The organism is Variovorax restrictus (assembly GCF_051216715.1).
Lineage (GTDB): Bacteria > Pseudomonadota > Gammaproteobacteria > Burkholderiales > Burkholderiaceae_C > Variovorax.
This window is the reverse complement of sequence record NZ_JBPJZH010000010.1, coordinates 63861-89285: the sequence shown is the minus strand read 5'-3', so window position 1 is coordinate 89285 and position 25425 is coordinate 63861. Positions and strand designations below refer to the sequence as shown.

Annotated in this window: 18 protein-coding genes and 4 pseudogenes; 11 read left to right on the top strand and 11 right to left on the bottom strand. The window is 61.0% G+C overall.

Annotated features, from left to right (window positions below):
- The first annotated feature begins 210 nt into the window (after positions 1 to 210).
- Together ACSFA0_RS25920 and ACSFA0_RS25915 are read left to right on the top strand one after the other, a co-directional pair.
- Complete coding sequence (locus ACSFA0_RS25920) at positions 211 to 858, top strand: hypothetical protein (protein ID WP_435453135.1); 648 nt, start codon at positions 211 to 213, stop codon at positions 856 to 858.
- A 29-nt stretch (positions 859 to 887) separates the two neighbouring features.
- Positions 888 to 1208 carry a hypothetical protein gene (locus ACSFA0_RS25915; protein ID WP_435453134.1) on the top strand — a complete coding sequence of 107 codons (321 nt, stop codon included), beginning with the start codon at positions 888 to 890 and terminating at the stop codon, positions 1206 to 1208.
- A gap of 447 nt (positions 1209 to 1655) precedes the next feature.
- Here ACSFA0_RS25915 and ACSFA0_RS25910 read toward each other — a convergent pair whose 3' ends face one another.
- From ACSFA0_RS25910 to ACSFA0_RS25900, 3 genes are all read right to left on the bottom strand, one after another.
- On the bottom strand, positions 1656 to 4364 hold the full coding sequence (locus ACSFA0_RS25910) for an ATP-binding protein (RefSeq protein WP_435453133.1): 2709 nt from the start codon (positions 4362 to 4364) through the stop codon (positions 1656 to 1658).
- Positions 4365 to 4637: 273 nt separating this feature from the next.
- A complete protein-coding gene (locus ACSFA0_RS25905; RefSeq protein WP_435453132.1) occupies positions 4638 to 5636 on the bottom strand; it encodes a tyrosine-type recombinase/integrase in 999 nt (332 codons plus the stop codon).
- 13 nt (positions 5637 to 5649) lie between these two features.
- On the bottom strand, positions 5650 to 5916 hold the full coding sequence (locus ACSFA0_RS25900; protein ID WP_435453131.1) for a hypothetical protein: 267 nt from the start codon (positions 5914 to 5916) through the stop codon (positions 5650 to 5652).
- A 174-nt stretch (positions 5917 to 6090) separates the two neighbouring features.
- Here ACSFA0_RS25900 and ACSFA0_RS25895 point away from each other — a divergent pair, with 174 nt between their 5' ends.
- The 4 genes and pseudogenes from ACSFA0_RS25895 (at position 6091) to ACSFA0_RS25880 (ending at position 9514) form a co-directional block, all read left to right on the top strand.
- Positions 6091 to 6330 carry a DUF2934 domain-containing protein gene (locus tag ACSFA0_RS25895; protein WP_435453130.1) on the top strand — a complete coding sequence of 80 codons (240 nt, stop codon included), beginning with the start codon at positions 6091 to 6093 and terminating at the stop codon, positions 6328 to 6330.
- Positions 6331 to 6400: 70 nt separating this feature from the next.
- Complete coding sequence (locus ACSFA0_RS25890; RefSeq protein ID WP_435453129.1) at positions 6401 to 6736, top strand: hypothetical protein; 336 nt, start codon at positions 6401 to 6403, stop codon at positions 6734 to 6736.
- Between the two features lie 568 nt (positions 6737 to 7304).
- Positions 7305 to 7865, top strand: a pseudogene (locus tag ACSFA0_RS25885) (LysR substrate-binding domain-containing protein); the annotation flags it as partial.
- A 380-nt stretch (positions 7866 to 8245) separates the two neighbouring features.
- Positions 8246 to 9514: an MFS transporter gene (locus tag ACSFA0_RS25880; RefSeq protein WP_435453128.1), complete on the top strand. Its 1269-nt coding sequence runs from the start codon at positions 8246 to 8248 to the stop codon at positions 9512 to 9514.
- A gap of 774 nt (positions 9515 to 10288) precedes the next feature.
- Here ACSFA0_RS25880 and ACSFA0_RS25875 read toward each other — a convergent pair.
- Positions 10289 to 10498 (bottom strand): hypothetical protein, encoded by a 210-nt coding sequence (locus ACSFA0_RS25875; RefSeq protein WP_435453127.1) that lies wholly within the window; start codon positions 10496 to 10498, stop codon positions 10289 to 10291.
- Positions 10499 to 10655: 157 nt separating this feature from the next.
- On the opposite strand from ACSFA0_RS25875, the gene ACSFA0_RS25870 reads away from it, so the two are divergent.
- The 3 genes and pseudogenes from ACSFA0_RS25870 (at position 10656) to ACSFA0_RS25860 (ending at position 12994) form a co-directional block, all read left to right on the top strand.
- Positions 10656 to 10844 carry a hypothetical protein gene (locus ACSFA0_RS25870; RefSeq protein ID WP_435453126.1) on the top strand — a complete coding sequence of 63 codons (189 nt, stop codon included), beginning with the start codon at positions 10656 to 10658 and terminating at the stop codon, positions 10842 to 10844.
- A 21-nt stretch (positions 10845 to 10865) separates the two neighbouring features.
- Positions 10866 to 11585: an EAL domain-containing protein gene (locus tag ACSFA0_RS25865; protein WP_435453125.1), complete on the top strand. Its 720-nt coding sequence runs from the start codon at positions 10866 to 10868 to the stop codon at positions 11583 to 11585.
- A 280-nt stretch (positions 11586 to 11865) separates the two neighbouring features.
- Positions 11866 to 12994: pseudogene (locus ACSFA0_RS25860) on the top strand (IS3 family transposase).
- A 117-nt stretch (positions 12995 to 13111) separates the two neighbouring features.
- Here ACSFA0_RS25860 and ACSFA0_RS25855 read toward each other — a convergent pair.
- The 4 genes and pseudogenes from ACSFA0_RS25855 to ACSFA0_RS25840 all read right to left on the bottom strand — a co-directional run bounded on the left by ACSFA0_RS25855 (position 13112) and on the right by ACSFA0_RS25840 (position 16451).
- Positions 13112 to 14743 (bottom strand): MFS transporter, encoded by a 1632-nt coding sequence (locus ACSFA0_RS25855; RefSeq protein ID WP_435453124.1) that lies wholly within the window; start codon positions 14741 to 14743, stop codon positions 13112 to 13114.
- Positions 14744 to 14751: 8 nt separating this feature from the next.
- A complete protein-coding gene (locus tag ACSFA0_RS25850; protein WP_435453123.1) occupies positions 14752 to 14961 on the bottom strand; it encodes a hypothetical protein in 210 nt (69 codons plus the stop codon).
- Between the two features lie 481 nt (positions 14962 to 15442).
- Positions 15443 to 15635, bottom strand: a pseudogene (locus tag ACSFA0_RS25845) (transposase); the annotation flags it as partial.
- A 327-nt stretch (positions 15636 to 15962) separates the two neighbouring features.
- Entirely contained in the window at positions 15963 to 16451 is a 489-nt protein-coding gene (locus ACSFA0_RS25840; protein ID WP_435453122.1) for a hypothetical protein, read from the bottom strand.
- A 5-nt stretch (positions 16452 to 16456) separates the two neighbouring features.
- Here ACSFA0_RS25840 and ACSFA0_RS25835 point away from each other — a divergent pair.
- A pseudogene (locus ACSFA0_RS25835) lies at positions 16457 to 17798 on the top strand (IS1182 family transposase); the annotation flags it as partial.
- Positions 17799 to 18001: 203 nt separating this feature from the next.
- Here ACSFA0_RS25835 and ACSFA0_RS25830 read toward each other — a convergent pair.
- From ACSFA0_RS25830 to ACSFA0_RS25820, 3 genes are all read right to left on the bottom strand, one after another.
- Positions 18002 to 20629, bottom strand: coding sequence for an AAA family ATPase (locus ACSFA0_RS25830; RefSeq protein ID WP_435453121.1), 2628 nt, complete (start codon positions 20627 to 20629; stop codon positions 18002 to 18004).
- The gene (locus ACSFA0_RS25825) at positions 20626 to 21750 is read right to left on the bottom strand and encodes a metallophosphoesterase family protein (protein WP_435453120.1); all 1125 of its coding nucleotides are present in this window, start codon (positions 21748 to 21750) and stop codon (positions 20626 to 20628) included. The genes ACSFA0_RS25830 and ACSFA0_RS25825 overlap by 4 nt, the downstream gene beginning before the upstream one ends.
- Positions 21751 to 21992: 242 nt before the next feature.
- Positions 21993 to 23351 (bottom strand): replication initiation protein, encoded by a 1359-nt coding sequence (locus tag ACSFA0_RS25820; RefSeq protein ID WP_435453119.1) that lies wholly within the window; start codon positions 23349 to 23351, stop codon positions 21993 to 21995.
- Positions 23352 to 23951: 600 nt separating this feature from the next.
- On the opposite strand from ACSFA0_RS25820, the gene ACSFA0_RS25815 reads away from it, so the two are divergent.
- Positions 23952 to 25109 (top strand): AAA family ATPase, encoded by a 1158-nt coding sequence (locus tag ACSFA0_RS25815; RefSeq protein ID WP_435453118.1) that lies wholly within the window; start codon positions 23952 to 23954, stop codon positions 25107 to 25109.
- Positions 25110 to 25425 lie beyond the last annotated feature (316 nt).

Below are 25425 nucleotides of genomic sequence, written 5' to 3'. Positions count from 1 at the left end.
GCAGGCCGCCGCCGCCGCCGCTTCAATGCAGGAGCAAGCCGGCAGCCTGGTGCAAACCGTGGGCGTCTTTAAGATCGACGAGCCTGGAAATGCCCCGTAGAAGGTGATCACCAAGGGTGCCATGCCTGTATCCGTGACGACTGCGCTCCCTGTTGTCAGGGTCCACGGCCGCGCGGCGTGGCATCAAGTTGCTTATCTGAAGCGTGAGCCATGCCAAGGCTCTTCATCGAACAAAAAGGCTCGTTTTTGGCGACTGACCACCCCTCAACTGACTGCCGGCTGCGCAAGCCCCTGAGCTCAAGCCAACGGGGCATCTCCGATGTCTGGGTCACGCTCGCGATGGTCGTTGTCTTCGGCGTTTTTTTGTTCTTCTTCAGGGTCCCTCACCACTACCCCCAGCCGCCCCTTCAGGCCAACGTCATTGCCGACCTCAGTGATCGGATCGTCTTCGTCGGGGAACGCGCGGATGGAGGAAGTACCCTCGAGATCGTCATAGATCACCCGCCAACCTACATGGCGAACATCCTCGCCGACCTTGGTCAGAGTGCTGTGGTCATCACACGTGGTTTGCAGCAGCACTTTCCCGATCTCAAGGCGCAGAAGGTGAGGTTTGTTGTTCAGCGCCATGCCCGAGGCATCGAAGGGGTGGCCCTTCAAGACCGAGTTGTCGCCATTGAGTTCGACCGTGCTCTGCTGATGCGCCAGCAGCTCAATGATGACTACCCGTTTCAGGAGCTGCTGAACCTGTCTTCGAACTTCATCCTCGGAACCCCGGAAGATCAGGTTGTCGTTCGCGCATTCTGCGCAAACAAGTTCGCTGTTTCGGCAGCAGCTTTTTGCGCCAGGCAAGCACGCTAACCAAGCGTCAGCACCATCCGAGATCAAGTATGAGCAACATCGGTGTCATCGTTCATGCATCGCCAACTGTTGGTGAGATCGCCGCTGATTGGCTGCCCGAGCCATTGGGCACCCGGCCCCAGGTCCACGCCGTCATCTACGACCTGACGGGGGTGACGACGAACACGCAGCGATTCGACCTGCGTCCATCAGGAATCGCCCTGGAACTCGAGGTCGGCACCGAAGAGCCACCTTTATCTGTCACCGCATCAGGAGTGTTCGACGATGCAGCCGTCGCGATGCTGGGGAAGCTTTGCGCAGGCTTTGGCGCCCGGTTCTACGACAGCGAAGAAGGTCGATTTGTAATTTGAGTGAACCAAGGATCGGCGCGAGCTAACCGAAGTTCAGGCGCCCCTGCTTACCGGCCGCTTCGATGGCGTCCGCGGCGCCTTGCGTCAGCTGGATCCAGCTGTCGAAGTCCAGCAGCATTGGTCTACGAAGCGACTGGACCCGCCTGCGCGATCCTCGCCCACGGCGCAATGCACCTGGGGCGGTCGGCAGGGAAATCTCAAGGGAGGTCTGTTTAGGCTTGCGCATGAGCCGACTATGGGTCGCCGGGGGCAGTCGCGTGTAGGTCAAGGCAGATTCGATCCGGCGGCGAGGCCACAAAAATCTTTAGCCCCTGTGCGCTCCCTTACATGCCGCCCCGTATCGCTGCAGGGTTCGGGTGACGTGGCGGCTGTGAGGCACCCGCCCGGACTCGGTTGACCCCAGTGCGCTCGGCAGCCAGTCGGCTGGCTGCGGATAAGCGCTGCGACTTAGCTGTTTGCGGAAGCCCGAGCTTTGCCAACGCGTACCGACGCCACGGCATGTGCCAGACGCGGCAAAGTGATGGGCTTGGTCAAATAGGCCTGAAATCCGGCGGCTAGGGCGGCTTGCCTGTCGGACTCCATGACGAACGCGGTCAGGGCGACTGCAGGCAAACTGAGTGAGGAGAAATCTTCGCGAACATGGCGCACCAAGGTGAGCCCGTCCATGTCCGGCATGCCGATATCCGACACCAACACGTCGAAGCGGCAGTCATGGATCAGTCGCAAGACCTCAGCACCGGACGCCGCGACATGCACGGTGGCGCCAAGGCTAGTCAGTGCTACTTGGGTCATCTCGCGTGCGTCAGCTTCGTCATCCACCAGCAGCACGCGGCAGCCCCGAAGATCCGTGGGTTGTATAGCCTCTTCGGATGGGCTATCGTTTTGCATCTGTTCGGCGGGGACAGCTAGAGATTGCAGGGGAAGCCGCAGCGTGAAAGTAGCCCCCTGCCCTTTGCCTTCACTGCTGCCGTCGATCGTTCCACGATGTAGCGTTGCAAGGCCTTTCACAATCGCCAACCCAAGCCCCAAGCCACCGGATCTCCTTGTTTTCGAAGAGTCCTCCTGTCGCATGTGGTCGAACACGTAAGGCAAGAATTCAGGCGTGATGCCGTGTCCAGAATCCTTGACCGTGACACGGCATGTTTGATGTTCTGCGCTCACAGCGACGACCACTTGACCACCCCGGTCCGTGAACTTGATGGCGTTGTCTACGAGGTTGGAGATCATTTGCACCACGCGCCGCCCATCACCCTCGATTACCGCGGGTGAGGCAACCTCGCAATGCAGGAGGAGCCCCTTAGCCTCCGCTGCAGGTACACGCGCTGTAACGACTTCCGTTGCGGCTTTTGCCACATCGACCGCCTCCAGCTTTAACACCAGCTTGCCGGCCGCCACGGCGGTGATGTCCATCAGATCATCAACCAAAGCGGCCTGTTGACGCACGCTCGTCCGAATGACATCCGCCGCCTTGAGGACGGTCGGATTTTCCGGCGACTTGCGCGCCAAGATTTCTGCCCAGCCCGCGATCACGTTGAGAGGTGAGCGCAGCTCGTGCGAAACGATTGCAAGGAATTCATCGCGCATCCGCGTCACTTCCTCAGCTTCGACACGGGCCGATCGTTCAAGGCTCAAGGCTTGCCGGGCGTTCTGCGCGTCCACCACGGTGTGATGAATGTCGGCGAGCGTTCCGATCCACGCGCTTGCCACCCCTGCGGTGTCATGCACCAAACGTGCTTTGACGTCATGCCACCGGGCAGACGCCTCCCCGATCGGTTGCAGTTCACATCGGATGTCCAGAGCCTCGCCTGTAGCGAGGCAGCGCTGCCACACAGGCTCCAAGGTTCCTGAGAGATCATTGGAAAACAAAGCTGGCAAGGGCTGACCGCGCAATGCGGTGGAGGAAGTTTGCGCATTCGCCCACGCTTGATTGAGGAGGTCGACGAGGCCTTGCGCGTTGGTCTGGAACACGCGCTGCGGCAGCGAATCTGCGAGGGTTGCAAACTGCCGCTCGCTCAGACCTCGAGCTTCCGTTTCGGACCGTGTCCGTTGGAGCAGATGACCGATCGTGCGCTTGACGCTGGCTACCTCGCTCAGGTCTTGAAAGCCCGTATCAGCCTGCAAGCCGTGGCCAGCTTGAACGTCACGGGCCGTTTGTGCCAGCTCCCTCATGGGCTGGAGTAGGCGAGCGCTGGCCCACCATGCAAGCACGGCGCCTGCGCATCCCAAGATGATTGCACCGACCAAAAAGGCGGTACGAAGCTCGGCTGCTGCGCTGGCGGCGAGCGTTGCCGGTTGTCGTGCAATGACGGTCCAACCAAAACCTGGAAAGTCGCCTTGAGGAGCCGTAGCCGTGACGGTCGTCAAGTAGTCAGCGCCGTTCGGCCAGCGTATGACCTCAGCGGACTGTCCTGCACGTCGAGACATTGCTTGCAGATCGCTGCCCACGGCCAGATCCGATGCGGCGGCGAGGACAACCTTGCCTTTGGTGTCAACCAATACGGCCTCGATGCCGTGGGATGCTTTTAATGGACCAAAGATGTCTGCGCGCAGTCCGTCGGTCCACTTCCAAGCTACATGCGATGCAAAAACGCGTATGACATTGCCAGCGTTGTCGCGAATCGGCGCTGCGACATCCAGGAATCGCAGCGCTTCACCGTTGGGCGGCTTTGGCAAGAGCTCGGCGAGGCGAACGGCATCGTGAACATCACCGATGAACAATCCGCGCCGCCCCTCCTCGAAGGTCGGCCGGCCAGAGGCAGAACCCCCTTCAAATATGCCGCCGTTGGCTGCAGCAACCTTCTCGGTTTGCACGTCTACGATTGAGACGTACGCAAATTCAGGGTTGGTCTGAACAAATTCGTCCAGCGCTCTGCGCATGGAAGAAGCGCTTGTAGACGGCTCCCGGAATCGATCGCGGTAGGTCTGCGTCAGTACCGCTTGTGCGAACCGGTCCATGCCGGAGGAGAGTTCGCGAGCGAGCTGCCTTGTAAGCACCTCCATGTTCGCAGCACTCTGACGCAGGACCTGTTCTTCGGCAGCCCTGGCCATCAACATGGCGAGCGCTACGGAGACCCCAAGTACCAAGATGCCGAAAGCCAGCCCAAGTCTGGCTTGGATGCTTTCGGCGCGCGGTAGCCAAGATATGGGCTTCTTCATTGGTCGGAATCGCGATGGTACACATGCATTTCGCGTGCCTTGGAAGGCAGTGCCTACCTCAAACGCCATAGCGTTGGACATGCTACCGATGAACTCCGCGCGCCCGTTGACAAGGCGCAAACGCGGCCTGTCGACACTAGAAATATAGCCTGACGTTCACCTCTTCTAGCCCGACGAGGAGTTTGGATCTGAGGTGTAAAGGCTGGTCTAACAGGCACTCTCGCAACCTCTTTTCAGTTCGAATCTGAGCGCTCCTTTCGATGATGGACAAGGTCAGATCCTGATTCGCTCGACCTCATCGAGCGAAACCTGGTCCTGCCGCCGGTCGTAGAGGCCCGTGGTTCGGGCGCTCTCGTGGTTGGCCATCTGCTGGGCTACTTCGAGCTTGCCGCCGTTGCGCAGGTACTCGGTGATGCCGGTAGCGCGGAAAGAATGGCACCCGACCTTGGTGTCCACCATGGCGGCCGTAGCACGGCGGCCGATCATCCGGTAGACGTCGGCCTGGCTCATCGGCAGCGCCGACAACTGCCCTCCCCGGCCCTTGGCCGTTCGGAACAGAAACGCCTTCTTGTCGTCGCCGAATCCCTCGGTGCTGAGATACGCATGTACGTACTCATCGAGGTTGTGGTGGCAAGGCATCTCGTGGACCTTGCCGCCCTTCTCGTGCAGCCGCACCCAGGTACGCCGGCCCTGGACGTAGACGTCTTCGACGCGCATGCCGATCGCCGCGCCCACGCGTGCGAAGGTGTAGACCATCAACCCGATCAACGCCCGATCGCGCAGGCCCACCGGCGTGGTGATGTCGATCGCATCGAGCATCGCCCTTGCCTCCTCGGCGGTAAGCACGGGCGTTTTCCCCTTGCGCACGGAGTGCCGCGGGCCGCGTACTGAGCTGGCCGGGTTGAAGGGCACGATCTGGCCGACCACCAGCCAGTCGAAGAGGACGCGCAGCGCGGCCAGGTGCTGCTTCACGGATGGAGCGGACAACCGCCCCTGCAGCTGCTCGACGTAGGCTGCTACGTGGACTGGACGCAGCGCCGTGAGCTGCTGCAGGCCATGGCCGTCACACCAGGCCGCAAACGCCGTCACAGCGCGCGCGTAGGCCCTTCGGGTGTTCGGATTGCGGACGTTGGCGGTGAAGAATTCGAGCGTGCGATCCGCCGCTGCAGGTGTGGTCGTGAACAGCGCTGGCAGGCTGACCAGGTGGGAGGCCGAGCCAGCCAGCGCTACCGCCTTGCCGACCGCCCTCACCTCCTGCGGCGCCGGCTCCACCAGGGCCGATGAATCAGCCCTCTCCACGACCGTCGCCGCTGCGCTCGCGCGCCCATTTCATCGCGAGCCCCACAGCGTGCGCCAGTGCCTCGCTGGCCGTGGCGTGTTGGACAGGATCCAGAACAAGCGTTCGGATCTGACCATCTGGCGGCGCCTTGTAGCGCACAACCGCCTGGAAGGCACCTGATGGCAGTTGCTCCCCGCTGCACAGGAAGTGCCAACCCTCGAAGTCGAGCGTCTCCATTTCGTCCATCTTCGCCTTCCGGTCGAACGTCTTCATTCATGAATGATAACGTCCTTTATCAAACTTGTAGCTGCCGCAGTGAGACCAGCGGTAAGGCCTTCGAAGAAGAGTCCCCCTGAAGTTGAAGCAGTCACTTTCGGGGTAGAGAATCTGCCCTCTTGCATTTTTCGCAACAAGGCTTACCGTTCATCTTCTTGTGTAGGAGGCCCTATGACTGGAACGCGCAATTCGTCGGAACCCTCTTCTGTGGCACCTGCTGGCAGCGAAGACGCTGCCCCGGCCGAGTACGAAACTTCGCTGAACGAACGAGTAGAACAGGTTCGAAAAGCCGCCTACGCTCGCTATGAGCAGCGTGGCTTTGAGAGCGGCCACGAACAAGAAGATTGGCTTTTGGCTGAGGTAGAAATTGACGCTCTTGGTAATAGCAGCAAACCAAGGCAGGAGGACTGACCGTTCCGGTTTAGGCCGGCATAGCCGCGACATCCGACATACTTAGATGGATCCGGTTAGGAGGAGAACCATGCTCTCCGTAAGTCAAAAGGCTAATATTCTGGCCAAAGTGGGTATTGAAGTTCCTTCTTTTCCCGTGCGGCGGCTGCCCATCCAGGAACGCTTTTTGTGTAAGGGAGCGCGCGCGCCCAAAGAGGAATTAGAGGCCGACCTGGAGCAACGGATTGCTGCTAAAGAATGGGAGATAGCTGTTGAGAACCTTTTTGCGAGCTACACGGCTGCACGGGCTGCAAAGAGTTTGCGTGATGCAGAACAAGCAGGAAATCTTGATTTCCTTCGCCAAGAAAATTCTGGCGCAGCACTTCGGAACGCAGCGTCAGGAGAAAACAAGCAGGCCCTCGGATAGCCTCAGTTTTCCAATGCACGCTAGCGATGCGTGCTAATCCCGTGCCTCGCGGGTAAGACGCCCACCCCCCGCGAATTCGTTTTGTTGATTATTCACATAATCATCCATGCAACACGGGGCGGTTGAAAGTTTCCGCTAGCCAGCCTGCAGCATTGGTCTGCATTGAACGCAAGTGCAGAAGAACCGCGCTAGTTGGTAGTTGTTCAACCGCAGCAACTTTTACATTGGTCGTGGTCGCCATCCCACGTTCGCACAGGGCGTCGTTGAACCTTCGCACGTTCATATTCCGCAGCATCAAACCTCTGTCTGTCGCACGCCTGCACTGGCCGGTCGGCTCCTAGCCCACCGCTTGAGCCCCTAAGCAGCGGTCATATTCGCGACTACGATGACCGCTATGCAGCGGTTGCAGACACTTAAACGACCACCGTAGACTTCCGCATCCGGCCAGAACTGGACATTTGCCCATACCTCCTAGGTGCTTGATGCTCTCGTCTCACCACGGTCTATTCTTCGCGCCCTTGCCGGATTGGCGCTCGCGGCTTTGGTCCACTGGGCGGCGCCGGGCGCCTTCGCGCACGAGCATCCAGAGATCACGCTGAACCTCTCGGCTGCCCACACGCCGAGCGACTTTGCACTGGGCCAAGCCGACGTCGACATCCGGTATGGCGTTCCCCAGTGGCCTGATCTGATCGTCGAACCATTGTTCGAGGAGAAGGTGCTACCCATCGCAAGCCCGGGATTCATCCGAGAACACAAGCTCACGAAGCCGGAACAGCTCTTTGAACTGCCGTTGATCCAGAGCAATGTAAGCGTCGTTCAGTGGCCAGATTGGTTCCTGAAGTTTTCTGGCCGGCGCTCACCTGAAACATTTGCGGTGCGTTTTGACCGTGCGCAGATGGCGTTGGACGCAGCCACATTGGGGCTGGGTGTCGCCCTCGAGAGCTCAACGATTGCAGGCGCACACATCGCAGGCAAGAGGCTCAAGCCTGTGTTCCCGAAGGCGATGGCGATTTCCGTCAAGGGCCACTTCGTGGTCTATCCAGAGCGGCACGCGAAGCGGCCGGCCGTTGAAGCGTTCGTCGACTGGATCCACCAAGAAGCCGCGCGCACGATGGGCAGTGCTCGTTAGACGGTCGGCCGCTGGATTGTCGACTTGGTGCCAAGTTAGTCGAGCCGCTTGCCTTAAGGCCGATCGGTGCACAGCGCCAGGCACTTCGTTGCAATGAACATTGTCATCGACGTTCACGAGCCGTGACGAGACGATGTTTCTACCTACACATCCGGGTCGCAACAGATCTCGATCAAAACAGGATCCTGCGCGCCATCGGTTGGACGTGCGGATCGTGTCGATAGATCCAGCAGTGCACACGCGTGCCGCTTGGCCCCGGCCGGCCTCCAAGCGTCTGGAGATCTCGTCGACCAGCAGATTCAACGCTTGGCTTTCCTATTGGGGAACGTCACGGGCTGTCTCCTAGCCAATGCACCGAAATGGTGAGGCAAGATCGCTGGATGCCCCATTCGAATGCCTCCGCCCCGTCCCTCTCCTGGCAAGACGCGTTGCCGATCGCGTTCCCCCTGGTTGTGCTTGCGCTAGGCCATACGCTCTCGAACCTGTTGCGCACGCTGCCGGCGATGTCGGCGGACGTAGTGGCGCGCGACATCGGCACGACAGCCGCTCACCTCGGCGTGCTCACTGGGGCCTATCACCTCTTCTTCGCACTGGGACAGATACCGGTCGGTGTTGCCCTGGACCGGCTTGGCGTCAGGTCCGTATCACTTTGCCTCTTCGCGATCACGGCAACCGGGGCAATCGCGGCGGCATTCGTGCGGGGGCCCATCGGTTTCAGCGTCACACAAGCACTGCTCGGCGTCGGGTGCTGCGGAATGCTGCTGTGTCCGTTCACCCTTGCCGCGAAGCACTTGCCGCCCGCCCGCTTCGCGATGTGGTCCGGACTGATCCTGAGCATCGGCAATTGCGGGATGCTGCTGTCGGCCACGCCGCTGGCGTGGTTGGTCGAACACCACGGATGGCGCGCAAGCTTTGTGGTCTCAGCCGTCATGGCCGTCGTCGTCGGTGCGTTGGTCGCACTGCTTGTCCCGCGCACCCTGCACGCCACCGACCGACCGGCCCTCCGGCTGGTGCCGGAGTTCCGCGGCGTATTGGCCTTGACTCTCTCGCAACGCCTCCGAGGACCGGTGCTGCTCGCGTTCATTTCATTGGCCGCCGTGCTCGCGGTTCGTGGCGTCTGGGGCGGGCCGTGGTTCATGGATGTGAAGGGACTGACACGCATCGAGGCCGGGAATGCCTTGATTCCGTTGACCATGGCGATGGCGATCGGGCCGCTCATCGCCGGAGGCATCGACAGGCTCACAGGTGCCCGCCGCGCGCTGCTCGCCGGCGGGCACTTAGCGGCCGGTTTCATGCTGTTGATCGTCATCGCGCTGGTGCCGGGAGGCTGGCTTCAAGGCGACTTCATCGCTTCGCCGTCTTTCGATGCGTGGATCTTTTTCGCATTCGGATGCTTCATCTCGACGCAGCCCTTGCTGTTCGCGATGGGGCAGTCGGCGACCGGCAAAGAGAACTCCGGCAAGGCGCTCGCCGCACTGAATCTCATGTTCTTCTGCGGAGCCGCATTCCACCAGCTCGCCAGCGGATGGATCGCTTCTGCGATGGGGCTCGTCGCCGTCTTCGGCTACTTCGCCATCGCGCTGGTGTTATGCAGCGTGGGATTTCTCTTTTACACGCGCACTGCTACCAGCAGGCCAGGAGCGCGCTAGCTGGAGGGGGCTTATGTGGTCGGCCTGAGGCGGGGGGATTCGCAGCCGAAACTTAAAAGGTTTAGCGGTCTGCATTGAGCCGTGGGGATGCCGTCACGCTTCGCGAACCCCCAGGAATTGATCGAAGGACCGCTTCTCGGCCAAACCCTTCGTTCGACGGCTTGCCGTAAATGTCCGCTCGGCAGCGGTTGCAGTCACTGACGCGTCCACCGGAGACTTCCGCATCCGGGCGAGGCTGTGTGAAAACACTTCCCCCACGCCTTCTCAAAAATAAAATCAGGTCACCTGTTCAAGCGAGGTGCCCATGAAGCGATTCATCGAAGGCGAGCCTCGGCCACGACTGCTGCTGCCTGCAATAACCCGCGCGAAGCAGATGCCCAATTGTCCGCATGCTCGATGGCGATCCGACTGCTCAGCATGCTAGAAATTACAAGTGGGACCGGCGTTCCTCCTACGCGCGAGGCAGGACGACATTCGAGTGCAAGCCGGCAGCGGCGCTCCGCTTCTTTGCGCTCGACCGCAGGCAGTTCTCCAGGGAGATCTACAAGGATGACTGAGTAAGTTATTCACCAGTCCCACCGACCCCTGCTACGCGAGGGATGCTCAAGAGTCAGGATTGCCACCTACCAGGGAAGCGCCATGACCAAGCTGATGAAGATAGCGGCAAGCGCAGTACAGACCGAAGCCCCGAGGTTCTTTTGGCTCTCGTTCGGTCCGTCGTGTCTGCAGTCTACGGAAGCGGATGATGTGTGCGAATTTTTCATTTCGAACGCCTCAGCGTGTCGCCAACGCAACGAGCGGATAGATCAGCGCGAACACCAGTCCCACAATCAAGACAGCATTTCGCCACACATCTGTGGAAGCACCTTGAGGGCGTTCAAAGGTGGCAAACGAAGACGGGCGCTCGTCACGACGGGGCTTTGCCGCCCAACAGCGGGTCTTGGCATCCCATTCGCCAGAGTAGCGTTTGGTGGGATTTGTCATGTACCAAATTTTATTAAAAATAGTCTCAAAGTACTACTTTGACCTCCGCTAAAACCCCCAGCCCCGCGAACTTTTCCTCGTACGACATCGGTCAGATCCGCAGTGATCGAGTCCGCATGCCAAGCGAGACCTGTCCGTGCCCCATCGGGCCACCACGTTGAAACCCCGCCGCCTCGCCAATCCGCACCCATCGCCGCCCGCCAGCGAGATCTCAGGCCTGATCCGACGCGAGCAGTGGGAGGCGGTTCGCCGCGGCATGCTCTCTGCGATTCCCGTCAACATCCTGTTGAGCATGCTGGTGGCGTCCGTGGCCTGGAAGTCCGGCAAGGGCGCGCTCGGCGTCTAGTGGCTCGCGGCATCCTTGCTAGTGAACGGGTGGCGCGTCGTTCAGTGCCTGCGGACCGCACCGTCGGAGACGCCGGCGCCCATCGAGGTCGGCCATGCAGCGGCCATCGCCGAACAAGGCCGTACCAACCGCCGGCTGGCCGAGCCACTGCTGCGCCGGCTAGTCGCGCTGGCACTCGATGCCCTGAGCACCCTCGATGAGGCCGGGCCACCGTTCCGCGGGCTGCCGATCGCCATCAACGTGTCGCCGCGCGAGATGTCGCAGATGGCTGTCGATGGCTTGGTGCTCGACCTGATGCGGGCGCGCGGGATCCCGGCCCACCGGCTGCAGATCGAGATCACTGAGGAGCTCGCACTCGACACTCATGCCGCGCGCGAACGGCTTCAGGCTCTGGCCGCCGCAGGCGTCTCGATCGTCGTGGACGACTTCGGCGTGGGCTATTCGTCGCTGAGCTCGCTGCGCGGCGACTATGTTCGGCAGGTCAAGATCGACCGCAGCTTCATCGCCGGGCTGCCGGGTACCGCTGGACGGCGCGCCCTGGTCGAGTCGATCGTGCGCCTTGGGTGCACCCTGGGCATCGAGGTTGTGGCCGAAGGGGTGGAGAACGCCGACGAGCTCACCGCGTTGCGTGCCATGGGATGCGGGCTGGTGCAGGGCTTTCACCTGGCGCGTCCCGCGCCGCTGGCCCAGGTCCTGGCCGGGCCCGGCGCCGCCCGGCAGGCCCGGCGCGACGAGGCCTAAGTCGCTCCGGCAGCCCGTCATACGCCGCGCGGTCGGTCGCGCCCCGGCGCGGCGCGCGCGCTGGGGCGTGGCATGCGACGAACAGCTTATCTCCGTCCGGGTCGTGCCGTAGTTGTGGTTGTGGTACTGAGGGCGCGGGCTTGGCTGTCCCTCCCAGGTGCCATCGTTGTTCACCGCAGTTTGTGTGCCGCTCGGACGTCCTCCCTGGAGGTTGCGGTGAATCGCCCCGGGTTTTCTAGACACCTTCGAGCCTCAAACATGAGGCCCAATAGGAGGTGCCATGAGCAAGCAGAGATACCCCGAAGAATTCAAGACCGAAGCGGTCAAGCAGATCACCGATGTGTCGGCCAGGCTTGGCGTCAGCCAGCACAGCCTGTATCAATGGATCAAGGCCAAGCAGATGTCGCCTGACCAGCGCCAAGCGCAGGGCTCGCAAGCCGACGAGATGCGTCGCCTGAAGGCTGAGCTCAAGCGTGTGACCGAGGAGCGCACATCTCAAAAAAGGCCGCAGCGTACTTTGCCAAGCAGTCCGGGTGAAGTACGCATTTATCGAGCGGCATGAACACGAGCACAGCGTGCGCAGCATGTGCAAGATCATGACGGTGCACCCCAGCGGCTACTACGCCTGGAAGGCAGATCCGATGAGCCCACGTGCGAAGGACAATCAACGGCTGCTGGGCCTGCTCAAGCACGCGCGGTTGGAGAGCGGCGGCGTGTACGGCTACCGCAAGCTCACCCTGGACATGCGCGATCTGGGAGAGACCTGCGGCAAGCACCGGGTAGCCAGATTGCTCAGTCTCGAAGGACTGCGCTCGCAGACCGGCTACCGCCGTCGCCCTGGTATGCGGGGAGGCAAGCCTGCTGTCGTGGCACCCAACCACCTGCAGCGCCAGTTCACCGTGGCGCAGCCCAATCAATCCTGGGTGACCGACATCACGTACATCCGTACCCACGAGGGCTGGCTGTACCTGGCCGTGGTGGTCGACCTGTTCTCGCGTCAGGTGGTCGGCTGGTCAATGGGTAGCCGCATCGATACCGGCCTGGTGCTCGATGCGCTGGTGATGGCCTTGTGGCGTCGTCGACCCAAGCAGCCAGTCACGGTGCATTCGGATCAAGGCAGTCAGTTCACTGGGCATGACTGGCAGGACTTCCTACGCGACCACAAGCTGATCTCCAGTATGAGCCGACGCGGCAATTGTCACGACAACGCCGTGGCCGAGAGCTTCTTCCAGTTGCTCAAGCGCGAACGCATCCGCCGCTAGATCTATCCAACGCGCGATGCCGCCAAGGCCGATGTCTTCAACTACATCGAGATGTTCTACAACCCAAAACGGCGCCACGGCACTCCCGGAGATACTTCGCCGGTAGAGTTCAAACGACGCCATTCCCAAAGGCTCGAAAGTTTCTAAGGAATCCGGGGCGATTCAGAGCCATCGCGAAGCTCAACAACACAATAGGTTGTCGTCCTTTCCTCGCCGAGGTGGACCGTTCGCTGGGACATGATCTTCGCGTCCACGTCGGAGCGGTTAAGAACGAAATGCCTTGCCGCGTTCGCCAAGTCCATCGACCTCGAGCTCCCGGAGATCGCGGCCACGTGTTTCACGACAGAACCACGCAACTAGAACGAGCGAGGTCAGCAGCGGCGCGAGAATCGCAACTGCCGCGACCAGCAACGACGGGACAAGTCCAAGTAGGCTCAACAGCTGGGCCGCAAGCCCCCCGCCTTTGGTGCAAGCCGCAACCCAACCGGTGGCTCGCCCACGCACTGCGAGCGGGTAGCTTTCAGTCGCGTAGGGCAGCAACATGGCAATGATTCCGTTGATGCCGACGATCAGCAGTGCGATTGGCCAGACCGGGTTTGCGCTGCCCGGCGCGGCGAGCTCAAGGTGCACAACGCCGCCGAGTCCAAGCGCAGTCATAACGATCGCCCCAAGCAATGCGCCCTTGCTGCTCCACCGGCTGTAAAGCAGCGCCGCGACGAATACGGTCGGAAGCGCAATCAACGCCGAGGCGGCGAGTAACTCGCTCGACAGCCGCATGCTGTAGCCTTTCGCGACCAAGTGCGCGGGCATCCACAGAAGCAGTCCGAAGTTGACCAAGCCCCAGGCGACCGCCACGATGCTGAGGGCCCATGTTGGACCGACCAAACTGGGTAGCACGCTCAAGCGTGAAGCATTGGAGGCGGCTACGGGGCGCGGGGCGCGCGCCGTTGAGCGCCTTGCGCTCAGCCCTGCGGCATCGTCGGTACTCACGATACAGCCGAAGCCTCGCAAGGTCTCACGCATCTCCGCAACGCGCCCAAGCTTCAGCAGAAACTTGGGCGACTCCGGAATAAACGCGTTCAACAAGATCAGCACCAGTCCGGTCGGAAGGTTCATGAACCACAGAATGCGCCAGCTGAAGATGGGCTCGAGCCACGCAGCGCAGGCGCTTGCGGCTAGGTATCCGCCCACCGCGCCAAGCCCGCCCACCAGAACCAGCACCCACCCGCGATGACGCGACGGCATCGTCTCGGCCAGCAGCGCGTAGGCGACCGGCAGCATGCCGCCCGCGGCTGCGCCCATAAGGAAGCACATTCCGACGTTCCACCACAGTGAGGGCATCGCACCGCAGATGGAAGTACCCACGAACATCACCGCCGACAGCAGGATCGAAGCACGCCGCCCGTAGAGATCGGCAAGCCAGCCCCACAGTACCGAGCCGATGACCGTTCCGCACAGCGCCGCAAACGGCAGCCAGGCGATGGTCGTTCGAGCGACCTCGTACTCGCGCGTCATGCCCGGCACGACGAAGCCGAGGCTCGCCGGCTTCATCACGTCAATCACCAGTGCGATGGTCAGCACGATCATCAGGCGCCAATGTGCCCAGCTCAGCGGCGCGTCTTCGGGCGCGATGATTCGTAGCTCTTGCGGCAGTGCTTCAGGCTGGGGCAGTGCTTTCGGGATCAGGCCGAAGCCGGCGACGACGATGCCGGCAACGATTAGCGCCATGCCCCAGAGCATCTCTGCGTCCATCGGCATGTCGGCAAGCCGAAAGCCGTCGTCGCGGCCCATCCAGAACATTGGAAGGTGCAACAGCACGCCGAGTGTTACGGCAATACAGCCGACGACGAACGCCCATAGGTGGCGGCGGTCGGCTAGAACAGGGGCGGAGGTCATTTAGCGGCTTAGCAAGACAGGGAAGTGGCGACGATAGCTGAGCGCCCCACCGCGCCGAAGACCTCACCCCCCTGCAGCTGCCACCACACCAGCGAGCAGAAGATGGGCAAGCTCACCGCCGGCGCGCCCTGCCTGCCGCCCGGGATGAAGCTGCCTTTCTGATGCCAGGCGCGCTGCATGGCTGATTCGAGTTCGCTCGACGCGCTGGTCGACCGCATGCCTCGATGCTTGCGGTCTGTCGCAGCCGTGAGCCGAGCTCACGCTGACCACTGGATAGCAGCCGTTGAGCATGACGATCGGAGGCGAAGCAACGTCATCGATGCAAAGCGCAGATCTGTCTGCTTCGGTCCTGGCAGTTTAGGGAGCACGGCCAAGTTGTCGCGGCGGCACCGCCAGCATCGAACTGCAGCAAGTCTGGCGTTCGTGCGGAGACTTGATCGCTGTTTTCGTGGGCGTGCACACGTCGGGAATGGAAGCTGCTGCCAGATCGCGAATCAACTAAGCGCCTTCTTGCATCGACCCTCAAAGTCGTCGCGCCATGTCTTCATGGGCTTCGATATTCGCACGCAGTTCACGCTTCCGAGCGTGTTGAAAGACGCATGGCGCGAAGTCAACGTGAAGAAAGTCAGTTGTTCGCTGCGCAGGTTGCGCAACAGCTTTTGCGGGTGCTGTTCTCTCATCCGAAGACGCTCAGCGTGCTCAGGACGCACCTTGGGCATTCAAGGCTAATAGCGATTCGTTAGCAATCACCAGATTCGCCGACCCGAACAGGCTGAACAACTGCGCCGTTCTTAGCCCGACCCCTGTAGCGGCCCTTTTTGTGTCGGAATAGGTTCTTCTTCACCTGGAACGGATGCTCGACCTTCGCGCGGATGCTCGCTTGCAACTGTTCGGCTTGCTCGACCCGCTGCGCCCATTTACGTGTTAGGTCAACTGCGTTGGCTGCACCGACACATGCCAGTGAAGCCCGTGCGCGTCCTCGAGCTTGGACTCGATGAACCTGCCCAGGAGCCGCTCGCATGTCTTGCTGCCCGCAGCTGGGGATTGTCGCGGCACCTTCAAGCGTGTCGGTGACTGTGGCGTGTATCTGCTTCGCGACTCTGTGGTTCGTGAGCGAAGACGTTCGCTGTCAGGAGAGGCGATTGAGACTGAATCGTGGGACCGTCTGCGACGGTCTGCCCATCGACGTCATGCGCCTGCCTTCGACGCCTAAGCTTCCTTAAAACTTCCCCAGCATGTTGACGAAGAAGCCGCGGCTGCGGTAGCTCAGATCAGTCAGGTTGTCCGAGAAATCCGTGAAGTTGTAGCCCAGCCCGACCTTGAAGTTCTCGTTCAGGTGGTAGTAGCCTGCGGTGAGCCAACCGGTTCGGCGATCTCCGAGTTCTTTGGCGCGCAGCGATCGAAGTTCAGCCATCCAGCTCCACTGGCGCACGACCTTCCAATCGACCCGGGCGACAGCGAGCTCCGCGGAGCTTTTGAACCATTGCGCGGAATCGTCGCGACTTGCACGCAGCTCGCCACGCCGCCAGGCGTACTTCCCACCGATCGTCCAGCGTGCACTCAGGTCGTACGTGGCATCCACGGCGAAGACGTTGCTCTTCTGCTGGTAGTCCACGCCGAGCCGAGACACCGGCCGGGTAGACGTATCAGTGTACGAAGATTGCCCTGGCGAGGAGAGGTCGTACAGGTAGGTGTACTTCAGAAGCACGTTCAGACGATCGTTTCGTTGAAGAGCTGGACCTGCGCTCACTGGGCTTCCGAGGTACAGACCCTGCAGCCACCGGCCGGCCAGCGTACCACCCGAGTGTCCTGCTCAAGCTCTAAATCTACGGATACCTCAATCGCATCCAGTCCAGCCGACGTCTGGAGCGCGAAGCGCAACGCAACGTTGAGCTCATGTGGCTCACCGGCCGCCTGGCCCCGGACTTCAAGACCATCGCCGACTTCCGCCATCACAACGGCGCGGGCATTCGCAACGTCTGCAAGCGCTTCATCGGCCTGTGCCGCGACCTGAAGCTCTGCTCCCAAGCCGTCGTGGCCATCAATGGCAGCAAGTTCAAAGCCGTCAACAGCCCCGACGCCAACTTCACCCCGGGCAAGGTCGACGCTCGTCAGCATCAGATCGAACAAAGCATCCAGCGCTACCTCGATGCCCTGGAGACCGCCGACCGCACCCAGCCTGCGGAGGTCGAGGTCAAGACCGAGCGTTGACGGACAAGATCCGCAAGCTGCGCGAGCAGATGCGGCAACTCGACGAGACCCGGGAGCAGTTGAAGAACGAGCCAGATGGTCAGCGTCCACCACCGATCCCGATGCCCGGTCGATGAACTCACAGGCCAAGGGCGCGGGCACGGTGGGCTACAACGTGCAGACGGCGGTCGATGCCAAACACCACCTCATCGTGGCGCACGAGGTCACCAACATCGGCAACGACCGGGCACAGCTGAGCAACATGGCCAAGGCGGCACGCGAGGGCATGGGCACCGGGAAGCTGCAAGCCTTCGCCGATCGTGGCTACTTCAATGGCATCGAGCTCAAGGCCTGCGAGGACGCGGGCATCAAGGCCTTCGTTCCCAAGCCCATGACTTACAACGCAAAGGCCGAGGGACGCTTCGACAAGAGCGACTTCATCTACATCGCGAAGACCGACCAGTACCAGTGCCCTGCGGGCGAGCGGGCCATCTACAGGTGCAACACATTGGAGAGGAACGGCAATGCGCTGCGCGTCTACTGGACCAGCGCTTGCCCCAGGTGCCCGATCAAGGATCAGTGCACGACAGGCGACTACCGACGCATCCGTCGATGGGAGCACGAAACGGTGTTTGAGCGCGTGCAGCAAAGACTGGACAAGAAGCCCGATGCCATGACACTGCGACGGCGCACCGTGGAGCACGTCTTCGGCACGCTGAAACACTGGATGGGCTCGACGCAGTTCCTGACGAAGACGCTGGCGCATGTGGGCACCTAGATGAGCCTGCATGTGCTGGCGTACAACCTCAAGCGGGTGATGCGGATTCTTGGGGTGGCGAAGATGATGAAAGCTTGCGCTTGGTAGAGGCGTGAGCCTTTTTCAACGTATCAGCGCTTGCGCAGCACATCGAATGCCTGCGAAACCCTCGCACGCGGAACAAGACCGTCGGATCGCTCGAGCCGTCGTCAGAGCTCTGCAAACGCGATGCTTAGACATACGGGATGCATCGCTGGAGTTTCCACACAGCCTCGGCCGCAAGCTGCCATCACTTAATCACCAGCGACCTTTCACAAGGTTGCACTGATCTGTCTCGGCAACGCTCCAAGGTCATGCCATAGCGACGGGTGACACGTAAACAGCAAAATTTGGTGCCGCTGGGCCGCGTCGAACAGGATTCGCTTCATCTGCCCAAGACGTTCACCATCGCTGTGCACCAAGGCATCGTCCAGAATCAGCAAAGTTGGCCGCCCTGCCGCTTTAAGCAGATCTGCGTATGCGAGTCGACTGATGAGCCCCATTTGCTCGCGCGCACCAAAACTCAGAGTGTCGAACGCTGCTAGAGCCCCACTGCCCGCACGCGTCAGGTTACTCGGCGACAGATCTTCAGCAATCTCAAGCGACGCCCCCGGAAAAAGTAGCTGCAGGTAGTGAATCACCCGACCCTGCAAGGGCGCCTGCAAACTTTGCGTTGCTTCGCGCCGCTTGGCATCGATGAGACTGTGGACCAATTTCAGGGCTTCGGCACGCAGTGCAATTTCTTGGCAGCGCCGCTGGGCCGCCTTCGAACGAGCGTCGAGCTCTGCCCGACCCTCCTCCAACCCTTGCGCACCTAACGCTTCGAGGTTACCGCGCAACAAAGCAATCTGTGACTTTCGGTCAGAGCTGGCGCGAAGTGCCTGCGCCACAGTTCTCTCATAGCGTTGCACGTCCTGCGCCAGGATGTCCGGTCGGGCGGCACTGACCTCGGCCTCGAGACCCTTGACCAAGTCACCTTGCCTCGCTTGCAGCGCGCGCGCGTCCACCAGTTGCTGCGCCGCCAACCGACGGGCTTCGACATGCTCAGCGGAGGCGAGCAAGACGGCGATCGAGTTGCGCTCCCGCTCGGCCGCTTCCGCCTGCGCAAGCGCTGACGCGACCTCGGCGCTGGCGCTGCTGAACTTTGCCTCGACGCCGTCGAGATGAGCGCGGGCCGCGGCTTGGTCTCGCTGAGCGGCCAGCAAGGGTTTGACCGCTATGCCGTCTGCCGCTGGGAGTTCGTTGATGCTCTTCTCCGACTCCGTGAGATGCGTCTGGTGCTCTGCCAGACGGCCCTTGAGCGCTGCAATCCCCTGCGGAGCCAAAATCTTGATTGCCCGCTCAGCCTGCTTGAGATCTGCCATCGCCTGCTTGCGCCGGATCTCTTTGGCCTCGGCCGCCTCCAGGCTGGAGACGCCGTTGCGAAGCGCAAGCAGGTCAAACGCCACGCGCAGCTCCGCTTCTTCACGGGCTATCTGCGCAAGGTCGTTTTCACCCGGGATGACCGTGATGCGACCAACGTTCGGGATATCGATCTGCGCTGCCGACGAGACCAATCGCTCGGCCTCGCCTGCCAACAACTGACCGTCGAACGTAACGCCGTCCGCAGTGATGGCGAACTGAACGCGGGTGGACCCGACCTCCCGTCGGATCCGTAGGTCACGCAACCTCATGTTCACGTCACGCAGCTGAGCCACCGTCCCTTCGGCGATCTCGTTCTCCGTCACGCGCGTGCGTTGGACGGCGAGCTGGCTTTCCTCGGCCTGGGCGCTGGCGAGAGTAGCCGTCAATGATTGAATGCCTGCGCGCGCTTCAGCGCTGCGCCGCACCAGCTCGTTCCTCCAATCTGCTTGTTGGGCGGCAGCAACTGCCTGCGTCGCTGCCTCATACGCCGCGACGGCTGTCTGTTTCTCGATGGTCCAGCGCTGCAGTGCGGCCTGCGCAACTCTGCTCCGCTCTACGGCAACTGCCAGTGAGGCCTCTCGCACCTCGCGCGCCTTGTCCTGGTCGTCATACCCCTTGAGCTGCTGCTGAACCAATTTCACGTGCTCGTCATTGCGCCTCAACGCCTCTCGAGCAAATTCAAGGCGTGCTGCCAGGCCCTCCACTTCGATCAGCTTTTGCTTGGCCTCATCCAGGCTCTTCTGGAAGGCTTCCCAAGGTTTGTTCGCGTGGTCAAGGCTATCGGCGGCACGCAGCTGCTCCAGCTGGTCGACGTGCAAGCTGTAGGTGGCGATCTGCTCGTCCAGCGAGCGCAGTTCTGCAGCTAGTACTTCCGTCCTTGTGATCGCTTCAAGGTAGGAGCCGCGTGGCTTGCCCACTTGCGTCAATAGCTGGTCTCGTTCGGTCTCGATCTTGAGCGCTACTTCATCGCCCTGTGTGCTCGCGACCTCCCCGACTGACTGGTTCAGCGCGTTTCGCAGATGCAAGGTGGCATGGCCGACAGCCGGCTTTATCTCTTGGCCAGCGCCCTGCTCGATCCACAGCAGCCCGGGGATGCCCCAATGCTCCGGCTTGCTGGACCCGCGCCCTGAAAACTCAAAGCCAAGGAGCTGTGCCAAATGCTGTTCGGCCTCCTCGCCGTCGAGTTCACGCGTCCCAATCGAGAGGTTGAAGCGCTTACGCTGAAAGAAGGTCTTTCGGAGGCGGTATTTCTCAGCCCCGGTCTCGAAGTCGATCTCGATGGTCGGCGACGCCGACGAATCACCGTACGGGATCAGGTCGTCCACGCCAGACGACCTGTGCCGCTCGAAAAACGCTGCGCGGATAGCCCGGACCACGGTGCTTTTACCGGCTTCGTTGGGGCCGGTGAAGAGGTTCAGGCCCATGTCGAGGTCGGTCAACTCGAAAGGCCTGCGGAACTGGCGCACCTGCTCTATCTTGATACGCGACAGCTTCATGCGGTGGTCTCACCGAAATGACGGTCGGCCAAGAGCGAAGTTAGTATTCCCAACGCGTGCGTCGCTACCGCAGGCTCTGCGCCAGCTTGCAGATTGCGGAGGGTGGATATGACGTCGCCGAGGTAGCCATCCGCCCGCAGCGCCGAGATGTCCGCATCGCTTGGCATTAAGCGCAGAGCGCTGAGGTCAGCACTGAGGCTACGCGCTCGCGCCTCCGCAGAGGTCAGCGCACCCTTGAGCCGCCCAAGGGTTTCAAGATCGGCTTGACCGCGAACCACAAGTTCAAGGACATGACTGTCTCCGACGCTGGCTAAGCGTTCGATCAGTTCGTCTGCATCGCTAGGAACGCTCACGGCGTGTTCCCACTGGGCCCATTCGAAGCGGCCAGTGTGCAAGGGCGTAATTTTGGGCTCAAGGCCAGGTCCGTCAACTTCGACCAACAGAACATAACCGGGTTCGTTCCCGCGGAAGCGGTCGGCCTCCGGTGTGCCGCTGTACCAGGTTCGCGCGTCAATGCACTTGAGCCCATGCCAGTCGCCCAGGCCTAGGTAGTCGAGGCGGGCAGTCGAAGCGCGGTCCGGCGCAATCGGGTTTGCTGAGTCGATCTCCGCAGCAAGAATCCCTTGGACCGCGCCATGGCCCAAACCTACGCGCACGAGCCCGGGTGCAGTTTCGGCAGTATCGAACCATTCGGTCAGATCGTTGTACGTGTGCCGCTGCGTAAGCGGTGCCGTTAGTACAGCGAAGCCGGCGCCCTCGTAAGTGATCACTTCGGGTACAAGTGACGGTCGGACGTTCGCGGGTACAGCATTCAGCCGCACGGCGCGTGTCCACACGCTCTCCGCCAACGCTGCATCGTGGTTGCCAGGAATCAAGATCCAAGGGCCTGTGTACCCACGCATCGCGTTGAACATTCGCATGATGGTCTTGTCGGCGACCGTTTGAGTATCGAAAACATCACCGGCTACGAACACTGCGTCTACGTGATTTTCAGTGGCTAGCCGCGCGAGCGTGATGACTGCGCCAAGGCGCGCCTCAGCGATGGCCATGCCGTCATCAACGGCGAAGTGACTGTATTGGCGGCCGATTTGCCAGTCGGCCGTATGGAGGAAGCGTGGCATGACGGTATGAGGTTTTCGTTATGAAGATCGCATCAACGCTCAGGGCGCAGTTTCCTTCGAGCAGCACTTTTTTCAGAACCCGCTCGTCGCGTTAAGTTGTGCGGTACATCGAGGTGGTTGGTCTCCCCGCCGGGCATGGGCGAAGGCCCACCTTTGCGCAAGCGGTGGGTGGCTGAACCACACCACTTTCCTCCAGCCGCTGCGTCACGCCGGAAGCCGTGTGTTCCCCGACACCACGGGCCTCAGACGCCCACGACACCACGCTGCAATGCGAACTCCAGCAGCACGCGATCCGTGGGCTCTTCCGGCCAGGTGTCTTGAGCCAGCCACTTATAGAAGGTAATTGCAGCGATCCGGCTATCAGGTCCGTCCCTCCTCCAGGCCTTGGCGATGGGGGGGGCAATGAAGTTCAGCCTGTTCTGTTCGAAGCGTGTCCTGGCATCGCTCTTCATATCGTCGAGCATCTCAGCGTAGAGCGCACGTGCCTCGCCCATACGCTCGTTCTCCCAGAGTTCCCGGATCCGCCTCAGTCGCTCCGTTTCGGAAGACGCTACTTCGGATGGCGCCGCCTTGTTGACCGGCTGCGCGATCTCTTCAGTCTTGATTCCCGCATAACCCTTCTTGAGGGCATCCTTAAAGTAGGCAGCTGGCGACTTCAAAGCAGGCATCGTTGCGTTACGCAGCCGCACGTCGACGTGGTCAAGGGTTGCCCGGATCTGACCCTCGTCGGTGGTCGCGTACAGATCCTGTGCCTCGTCCTGTTTGATCCCGAGCGCAACGAGTCGTCCAACCAGTTCGAGATCGAAGACGTTGCGGGTCGGATCGCCCAGGGCGTCCAGGCGTTGCTGCGTCTTCGGCACGACCCGAAACTGGATCTCCTCTATCTTCCGGCCCCGTTTGTGTTCGACGAGTTCGAGGCCGAAGTCTTCGCAGAGTGCATCGATTTCGGCGATGGCCTTGTTGATCACGTCGCGTTTGAGGAACCGGTAGTCGACTTCCTTGATGTCGCTGCGGCCGGTCAGAACTGCTGCCCACCAGACTACATCCTCGCGCATGGACAAGCGTCCCGGCGAAGTCAAATAACGGGCGCCGATCTCGTAGAGCACTGCTGCTGAATAGCTGCGCATTTGGCTGCTCATCTCGAGCAGTACTCGGGTGTACTGGTGCGGCTTGACGAGCCGCTCCTTGATTTCTTCCGGATAGCGCCAGGTGACGATGCAAGCACGCCCCCTGCCCTGTTCTTCGATGGTCACCGTGCCCAGAAGCTGCGATGAAACCCAGCGCTTCAGTTCGCTGCCGCTGGTTGACCACTCTATGGTCGTTGCCTGCATGTCCCTCAGATGCGATTTGAGGAGCTCGGTGTTGTTGGAGTTGAACCGCGCATCTCCGATGAGTTCGCTCAGCGCAAGACGGTAGACCGGTTCGTCCACACCCTGGCGTTGGGAGTGGTACAGCAGTGCGTTGTAGATGCGCCGCGACAGCAAAGTGAGACGTCCCCGTTTGGGCCGTATCGCGATGGCTTCGTTGGCTTTGGCCACGCTTTGCTCTTCTGCAGTGAGAGCTCGGCGCCGTGTGGCTTCAGCAGATTCGGCAGTGGCCATGTCAGTTCGGTTCTTAGGACCGTTCACATCATGACCTTGTATTGTGTTTCGGTCAATTCACAATAGAGCCGCGGGCAGCCTTGATCCTTTTGTATCTAACACTTGGGATATTGAAGAGTTGACGTCGGGGAATCCTTAACGCCGACAAACACTTAGCGCCGTTTGTGTGAGAACGATTGGGTTGCTATGTGAGAACATTTGGGGTTGAAGGTGAGAGTCGTTGGGGTTGTTCGGCGTTTCACGTGTGTTCAGCTGGGATTTAATGTGTGTGGATTTGGGGTTCTTTGCGTCTCGTGAGGCTGACGCGACGACATAGCGGCCGTAGATCGTGTTTTTGACATCGGTGCACCTGCACTTCGGCCTTCACGCCGTACGCCTGCTCTGGCTTCAGGACATCCCGGAGGACTGGTCCCCAATTCTCCTCACACTTGATGGACAGTAGGCCTTGTAGCTTTCTGCAGTTCTTGTTCATTCTACCGATTCTCATAGAATGGCCGGAATTCGTTGAATGAGCGACTCACTATGTCCGTCCCCTCCCCTCTAGAGGGTGGAAACCAGGTTTCCACCGAGTCCTTGACCGTCGCCAGACCGACTATCGACATGGCCAAGATTGCGGCCTTGGCCACGCGGGCCGGCTCAATGGTGGAGCAAATCCGCGGGATGCTGCTTGCCCCCGAAGCTCGCAAGCTGTCACCTAACTTTTCTACGGCTCACTTGGCTGCACTGTGCGGCGTTGACAAAGCCCATGTGGCCTATCGAATCACGAAGGACGATCTTCCGTCAGGTCAGCTGACGCCCTCGGGCGGCAAGCGCACTTTCACCCTTGAGGAACTGCGTCGCTGGACCCGCACCTATCGGGCGGACAAGATGCGCCCCGCCGGTCGCAAGGCCATCACGATCGCGGTGGGAAACTTTAAAGGAGGCGTGGCGAAGACGACAACCGCAATGGTCCTCGCCCAGGGGCTGAGTCTGCGCGGCCATCGTGTGCTCGCCATAGACACTGACCCCCAGGGATCACTGACCACTTTGCATGGACTGCTGCCTGAAGCGGAGGTGACTGAGGACATGACCATCGGACCTTTGTGTGATGGCTCCGAGACTGACATCCGCTATGCGATTCGCTCGACCTACTGGAACGGGCTCGATCTCGTTGCCGCTGCGCCCTTCCTCTTCTCTGCAGAATTTGCCCTGCCGGCGCGCCAGATGCAGGAACCTGGCGTCAAGTTCTGGGACGTGCTCAACGAAGGCCTGGAGTCCGTGCGGGATCTTTACGACGTGATCATCATCGACACGCCGCCTTCGCTGTCCTATGTCACGATCAATGCGCTGTGGGCTGCAAACGGCATCGTCGTCCCTGTGCCCCCGTCGGGTCTCGACTTCGCGTCGTCGGCGCAGTTCTGGTCCCTGCTGGCGGACCTTGGTGGCAATCTGGACGGGCAGCGCAAGGATCGCGATGGCAAAGCCTTCGATTTTCTCCATGTATTGCTCAGCCGCGTCGATGCGGCGGATCCGGCGATGCCGGTCGTCCGTCAGTGGATCCAGGCGACCTATGGCGAGTACACGTTGCCGGTGGAGATCCCGAAGACTAGCGTGACTAGTAACAAGGGCGCCGAATTCTCGACGGTCTATGACGTCCAGAAGTACGAGGGCGCCGCGAAGACATATAAGCGTGCGATTGACGCCTACGATGCATTCGTCGAACTCGTCGAGCAATCGGTGGTCGGCGCCTGGTCGGTTCCTAGTAAGCCAAGGCAATGAAATGCTCGGTGGCACTCGGGGCCGGCGGGGAGGGTGTGGAAACCAGGTTTCCAGTTTCTTTGAGTCATGCTTCGTGCATTGGCAGTTACTGCCCGCAACGGTGGATTGTCATTCCTGGCTGCCGAATTTTGACTCTCGCACGGAGACTTCAGCGGCGCCGGCCCAAACGTGGAAAACATGTCTGCAGTGTCTGATCACCAGGGCAGCAAATTGAGTCAAGTCGACCCCCTGTCGCGCGGCTCCCGAAACCGGAGCCGTCGTCCGTCGCAAGCCTGGGCACTCGGAGCAAGGGATCTTGGGCGAGGGGGCCATGCGG